At 36.2% G+C, this 6,463-nt stretch carries 6 protein-coding genes; all 6 read right to left on the bottom strand.

Going from position 1 to position 6,463, the window contains the following annotated elements; all coding sequences use genetic code 11:
- Positions 1-287: 287 nt before the first annotated feature.
- On the bottom strand, positions 288-1,010 hold the full coding sequence (locus tag Q1K34_RS17625; RefSeq protein WP_083642999.1) for a response regulator transcription factor: 723 nt from the start codon (positions 1,008-1,010) through the stop codon (positions 288-290).
- Positions 1,011-1,014: 4 nt separating this feature from the next.
- Positions 1,015-2,592 carry a HAMP domain-containing sensor histidine kinase gene (locus Q1K34_RS17630; protein WP_300441955.1) on the bottom strand — a complete coding sequence of 526 codons (1,578 nt, stop codon included), beginning with the start codon at positions 2,590-2,592 and terminating at the stop codon, positions 1,015-1,017.
- Positions 2,593-2,656: 64 nt separating this feature from the next.
- Positions 2,657-3,250, bottom strand: a complete 594-nt coding sequence (coaE, locus tag Q1K34_RS17635; protein ID WP_300441958.1) for a dephospho-CoA kinase — start codon at positions 3,248-3,250, stop codon at positions 2,657-2,659.
- Positions 3,247-4,194 carry a YbbR-like domain-containing protein gene (locus Q1K34_RS17640; RefSeq protein WP_300441961.1) on the bottom strand — a complete coding sequence of 316 codons (948 nt, stop codon included), beginning with the start codon at positions 4,192-4,194 and terminating at the stop codon, positions 3,247-3,249. The genes coaE and Q1K34_RS17640 overlap by 4 nt, the downstream gene beginning before the upstream one ends.
- Positions 4,181-5,197 carry a glycosyltransferase gene (locus Q1K34_RS17645; RefSeq protein WP_300441964.1) on the bottom strand — a complete coding sequence of 339 codons (1,017 nt, stop codon included), beginning with the start codon at positions 5,195-5,197 and terminating at the stop codon, positions 4,181-4,183. Before Q1K34_RS17645 ends, Q1K34_RS17640 begins: the two co-directional genes overlap by 14 nt.
- Positions 5,198-5,531: 334 nt before the next feature.
- Entirely contained in the window at positions 5,532-6,353 is an 822-nt protein-coding gene (locus Q1K34_RS17650; protein WP_300441967.1) for an SDR family oxidoreductase, read from the bottom strand.
- Between the last annotated feature and the right edge of the window lie 110 nt (positions 6,354-6,463).

The raw sequence follows: 6,463 nt of genomic DNA on the forward strand, positions 1-6,463 counted from the left end.
TGCCCATAACCATTCAGAAAAAAAATAAAAAATAAGAAAATAAAAGTGCAAGCCTTCCGGAGAGAAAAGCCCTTAAAATCACCTATTTCCGCAGCACTTATCAAATGGGGGCATATTTAATATGCCGTAAAGATAAGATTTGTAAGATAACCATTCTTAATATTATGCTAAGAAAAGTTGCTGGACTCAAGAGTCCGGAAAGTCTAAATTACCGGGATTACTTCGAGATAAAATACTGCATCATGCTAATTCCATGATGCAGCACATCCCGGAAACTGAAAATTTTATTAAGCTTCGGTCTCTTCCTTGTTTTTTACCACAAGTCTAAAACCTTCCCCGTGAATATTAAGAATCTCCACGTTTTCGTCTTTTTTCAGATATTTTCTAAGCTTGGCGATATACACGTCCATACTTCTGGAAGTAAAGTAGTTATCGTCTCTCCAAATCTTTGTAAGTGCCAGCTCTCTTGGCATAAGATCGTTCTCATGAAGCGCTAACAATCTTAGCAATTCGTTCTCCTTAGGAGATAATTTTTGTGGTTCCTCATCTCTAAAGGTAAGGAATCTAAGTTTCGAATTCAGGTGGAAATCACCAATCTCGAATTCAAATTGCTTAGAATCGGCCACGCTATCTGTAGCTTTACGCTGCATAATAGCCTTTATTTTCATCAAAAGGACCTCGCTGTCAAAGGGTTTATTTAGGTAATCGTCTGCCCCAACTTTATATCCTTTTAATACATCTTCTTTCATCGCTTTCGCTGTAAGGAAGATAATTGGGATTTCCTCATTCTTGTCACGGATCTCTTTTGCAAGGGTGAACCCATCTTTGTAAGGCATCATCACGTCAAGGATACATAGATCGAAATCGTCTTTTTTAAACTTTTCAAAACCTTCCATTCCGTTTTTTGCATGGGTCACCTCGTAATCGTTCATGGCGAGATAATCTTTAAGGACCGTTCCAAAATTTGGATCATCCTCTACTAATAAAATTTTCTTGTTTTCAGTTTCCATATATTTAAGATATTAGTGGTAGTTTAATATTAAAGGTACTTCCTTTTCCTTTTTCGCTACTAACGGTAATCTCTCCATGATGATCGTCTAAAATCTGACGGGCATACGCCAGGCCTAAGCCGTGGCCTTTTACATTATGAATATCACCGGTATGTTCGCGGTAAAATTTATCAAATATTTTTTTCTGAACCAGTTTAGACATTCCCACTCCCTGGTCCCTTATTTCACAACAGATATAATTCTTTACGTTGGTAGTATAAATATCAATTTTCGGGGCATCTTCCGAATATTTAATGGCATTATCCAGGATATTCACGATCACATTGGTAAAATGATCCTGATTTGCTAAAATTGAAGAGCGCAAAGCTCCAAAATGCGTTTGTATATAGCCTCCGCGATCTTCCACGATCAATTCTACATGGGTCACTGCATCCAAAATAATGTCATGCAGCTGATGTCTTTCCTTTTTCAGGTCTAATTCATTCTTTTCCAGTTTAGAGATACGCAATACATTCTCTACCTGGGCGTGCATTCTTTTATTCTCATCCCGTATCATTTGCAAATAGCGGGTAACTTTGGAGCGATCTTCGATGACCTTCGGATTTTTAATAGCATCTAATGCAAGGTTAATAGTTGCAATAGGTGTTTTAAACTCATGGGTCATATTATTAATAAAATCGGTCTTTATCTGCGAAATCTGTCTTTGTTTGATCAACTGTGAAAGTGCACTGGAATAAGCGATCACAATGATTAGTGTAAAAATGATAGACAATGAAGCCATCAGGATCACTGAAGATAAAACCGCTTCTTTTTTACCTGTAAAATTAACCAGAAGCTGATAACCGCTATTTCCCACACTGTCCATAAATAAAGGAACTGCATAGGTTGCGGGATGACCAAGGCTGAAATTTTCAGAATGAACATTTGTAGCTATCGAATTATTATAAATACCAAATTCAAAGCCTGTTTTCAGATTCCTTTCCCCGAGCTCTTCCTCAATCAATTCATGGATGGTCTCTTCGGAAACCCTTTTATGAACCGGCAGCCTCACTACCAGATCTGAAATCGCAGAACGAAGAATATCCTTTTCAACTTCCTCCATTCTGGAAAGTCGTTCTATATGTTCAATTCGCTGTCTTGCACTAAGGTTATCACCGTCTATCTGATTATTCCTAACAATATCGGTGACCCGTTTATTGATCATCTTTGTGAACTGGATACTATCCTGTGCAAACTGTAAGAAACCGGAAGATATTTTATAATCTTCCTCGAGGATTATTTCAGAATTAAAGTAAGTTTCATTCCTATCATCATTCTTACTGCTGTAAAAATATTCAGTTAAGGTCTGGTCGCTAAGCTTACTATTTAGACTATCAGTATTTTTAAACTGAAAATAATATTTTTCAAACTCCCTATTTTGAATTTCTTCAGAAACGTTAAGAAGTACCTGTTTCGCATTATAAGAAAATTGCTCCTCTCTATCATCTATAGTGCTCTTAATCCAGTATCCCTGCACGAATATAATACCGATTAGAGATAAACTCATTAGCGCAACCAGAAGAACAAAAAGCTTCTTATTCATGCGGTCAAAAGTAAGATTTTAACATTTAGACATTAAAGTGTTTAACCAAATGTTAACAGAACTTCTAAGAATTTTTACCTGCTTTTAAGATTTCAGAATGAATATGTTCAACCTGTAGTTTTGTTTGGGCTAGTTCTTTATTCTCTATTAAGAAATCTGCCATCATGGATTTTTTTTCATCACTCCATTGATTGTTCATTCGATCTTTTATTTCTTTGATCGAACTACCATCACGTTTCTGAAGCCGCTGAATTTTTAACTCTTTTGGAGCAGTCACCAGAATACTAAAATCAAACTTTTTATAAGCCCCCGTTTCAAATAAAATGGCGGCCTCGTAAATAATGTAACCTGCAAATTGTTTCTCCCGCCAGCTTTTAAAGTCCTTCTCTACCGCGGGATGGATAATTGCATTGAGTTTTGAGAGTTGTTCTTTATCATTAAATACTTTGGAAGCGATAAACTTTCTATTTGGTAAGTTATTCTCATAAGCCTCGATTCCAAAAAGCTGAATAATCTTATTTTTTATTTCAGGAGAATTATTCATTAGCCTTTTTCCAGCATCATCGGCAATATAAACAGGGACGCCAAACTCTTTAAAAAAACCGGCCACGGTAGTTTTTCCGCTGCCAATTCCTCCGGTAAGACCTACAATTTTCATCTTTTTATTACAAACTGGATCCTGCGTTCATTTAAACGTACATTGTGGATAAAACCAGGTTTTTCAACAATTTTAGCAATCATATAATCTTCTCCCTGCTTTACTTCTTTATAATCGCAAACCACTCTGAAATCGGCTGCACTTACATTTTCAAACTGCTTTAAATTAACCTGATAATACACCAACACGTTTTTTGGAAAATAGGCCAGGTTCAAATTCTCCGGTACATTTATCACCTCAACAGAGATTTCCACGCTTCCTTCGGTAAATTTCTCTACTTTTTGGGAATACTTTATGCTGTTTTCATAAAAACTCAATTTCCCAAGTCCGGAAGTATCAATTGCCACTGTACCATTAAGGTCTGTATTTACTTTATCCAGCTTAATAGATTCTGTAGGGACACTTATGAGACTATCGATTATCTTTTCCGGGCCGCTGACCTTAATGGAATCTGGAGTAAGTTTTACGGGTTCATCTGCGGAAAAACCCACGGCATAATTCACTTCTATATTCGGAATCACCTTTAGCATTTTCTCTTTTTTAAATTGAAAAGGCACCACGATCTCTTCCTGAATGATCCTGGAATTTTCAAAATCTATTTTAAGCTGTTCCTCTATTTCGGTTAAATGATTCTGTAAGGTATATACCAGGTTTTTATCTTTTTGGCTGGCTTTGGAAAGATCTATATCCAACTGAGGATTGAAGATCTTATAATAATAAATATTAAAACCGTTATCCTGAAGTTGAAGATCTACATGATCTGGACGATCTTCTGAAATACTCTTATCCAGGGGCGCATTTATATAATTTACAGGAATTTCAATTAGCTGCGTATAGCTTTTGGAAAACTGGACCAGCACCCAGACTATAGCAGAGAAAATCAGAAAAAAACTGAATGTCTTCACACTGGCTCTTTTAAATCTTGGTTTTTTACGCACCTGCATTTTTTTTAAAGAATAATTGCGGAAACTCCTTTTCCGGCTGCCTGTTCAAGATATTCGTTTTTATTGTGGAAACTAAGAATCCATATCCGTACCCTGAAAACTGAACAAAAGCAGCTCTTATTGCGAGCAACCCAATATATATACTTTTATTTTTTATTGCAGCATCTATGCCAATAATAGAAAAATAAATAAGGTAGCAAACTAGATAAAACCATTCACCTAACATAGTCATAATCACAGAAAAAACAAATCCAGCTATAAACAGCGTAGGAAACCAATAGGTAATTTTCGCTGAACCGGAATGCCATTTATTTAAAATTGGTCTTACCAGGCCAAACTTTTTTACCTGTAAATAGAACTTATTCCAATCTATCCTTCGTTTATGATACACTTTTGCCTTCGGAATGAGACAAATTTTAAAGCCGTCCTTTTTCAGTCTCAAGCTTAGGTCGGGATCTTCTCCGGGATGGATCTGCCCAAAACCTTTACTTGCTATAAAAGCTTTTTTGCTAATACCCATATTAAAACTTCGTGGCTGAAATTCATCTACCGCTTTATCCCCTCCCCGTATTCCTCCGGTAGTGTAAAAAGAGGTCATTGTATAATCTATAGCCTTCTGAACATCACTAAAAGAACTATGTGCGGCATCTGGACCACCAAAACAATCGCAATAGTTGGTAGACAAAAAGCTATGAACTTCTTTCAGGTAATTTTCGGGAAGGATCACATCAGAATCCAAAATCAGGAAATAATCCGCTTTCGCCTTTTTCATTCCGTAATTCCTGGAATCGCCGGGCCCCGAATTAGACTTATAATAATAGCTGATATTGAGATCTTCAGCATAATTTCTCACCACCTCATCAGCTCTTATACTGGAACCATCTTCTACAATCACCACCTCAAAGGAAACCTTTGAAATTAGTCTCCTCATACTTTCCAACAATTCCCTGATCTCTTCTGGGCGGTTAAATACCGGAATGATAAAGGAATATTCTGGTTGCATGAAAAAGGTTTAAAATAAACTGTTTAAATATGATTAATTGAAGTAAATTAAAATGTATATCCCTTTTCTGTACCAAAAATCCTTTCGTCACCATGAATTTATTTCAGGGTCTCAATATAGCCTTGATTTAAAATGAAAAGAGATTCCAGAACAATTCCGATAGCTATCGGAACAGAACGACGTCATTTTTCAGTTAGAGTACTTTACCGACAAAAAAAATAATATAAAATAAAGTAAAGCCTCAGATTAAGCCTGTCCAAGATTATGAATATTTAAATAACCTTTGACAGGCTCAGTTGGACCTCTAAAGCAAAAATCGAATCTTAATTAATGTCTAATCTTCGTCTTTTGTAAATGCTTCCATCACTTCCTGGCTCACTCCTGTATTTGAGAATCCGCCATCATGGAATAAGTTCTGTAAAGTCACTTTTCTGGTAAGATCAGAAAATAAGGTCAGAGTATAATTAGCACATTCTTCTGCAGTTGCATTTCCTAACGGAGACATTTTTTCAGCAAAAGCGATAAATCCGTCGAAACCTTTAACTCCCTGTCCGGCTGTTGTTGGTGTTGGTGATTGCGAAATAGTATTTACCCTTACTTTTTTATCCTTTCCGAAAAAATAACCAAAACTACGGGCGATTGACTCTAAATATGCTTTATTATCTGCCATATCATTATAATCAGGGAATACCCGCTGGGCAGCCATATAACTAAGTGCCACGATACTTCCCCATTCATTCATGGCATCTTTTTTATAAAGCACCTGCATGGTTTTATGAAAAGATACGGCTGAAACATCCCAGCCTTTGGTGGTATAATCGTAATTCATATCTGTATAATGATTTCCTTTTCTCACGTTTACAGACATTCCAATGGAATGAAGCACAAAATCGATCTTTCCTCCAAGAATTTCCGTTGCTTTTTCTACGAGATTTTCAAGATCTTCCACTTTTGTGGCATCTGCAGGGATAATTTCAGATCCGGTTTTTTCAGCAAGATCTTTGATACTTCCCATTCTCATCGCGATTGGAGCATTGGTCAAAACAAAAGTTCCACCTTCTTCATGAACTTTTTCTGCTGTTTTCCAGGCGATAGAATTTTCATCTAAAGCGCCAAATATGATTCCTCTTTTACCTTTAAGCAGGTTATATGACATGTGATTTATATTTTATGGTTGTTGAGCTTGTAAATATAACAAAGTTGTTTTGAATTCAGTTATCAGTTATCAGTTATCAGTTATCAGTTATCAGTTATCAGTTATCAGTT

Origin of the sequence: Christiangramia sp. (assembly GCF_029937855.1) — a bacterium.
In the GTDB taxonomy this organism is placed as follows: domain Bacteria; phylum Bacteroidota; class Bacteroidia; order Flavobacteriales; family Flavobacteriaceae; genus Christiangramia.

Coding starts and splice junctions, on each gene's coding strand:
- Q1K34_RS17630 (WP_300441955.1), bottom strand. CDS start 2,592: ATGAATAAGAAGCTTTTTGTTCTTCTGGTTGCGCTAATGAGTTTATCT.
- Q1K34_RS17645 (WP_300441964.1), bottom strand. CDS start 5,197: ATGCAACCAGAATATTCCTTTATCATTCCGGTATTTAACCGCCCAGAA.
- Q1K34_RS17640 (WP_300441961.1), bottom strand. CDS start 4,194: ATGCAGGTGCGTAAAAAACCAAGATTTAAAAGAGCCAGTGTGAAGACA.
- Q1K34_RS17650 (WP_300441967.1), bottom strand. CDS start 6,353: ATGTCATATAACCTGCTTAAAGGTAAAAGAGGAATCATATTTGGCGCT.
- Q1K34_RS17625 (WP_083642999.1), bottom strand. CDS start 1,010: ATGGAAACTGAAAACAAGAAAATTTTATTAGTAGAGGATGATCCAAAT.
- coaE (WP_300441958.1), bottom strand. CDS start 3,250: ATGAAAATTGTAGGTCTTACCGGAGGAATTGGCAGCGGAAAAACTACC.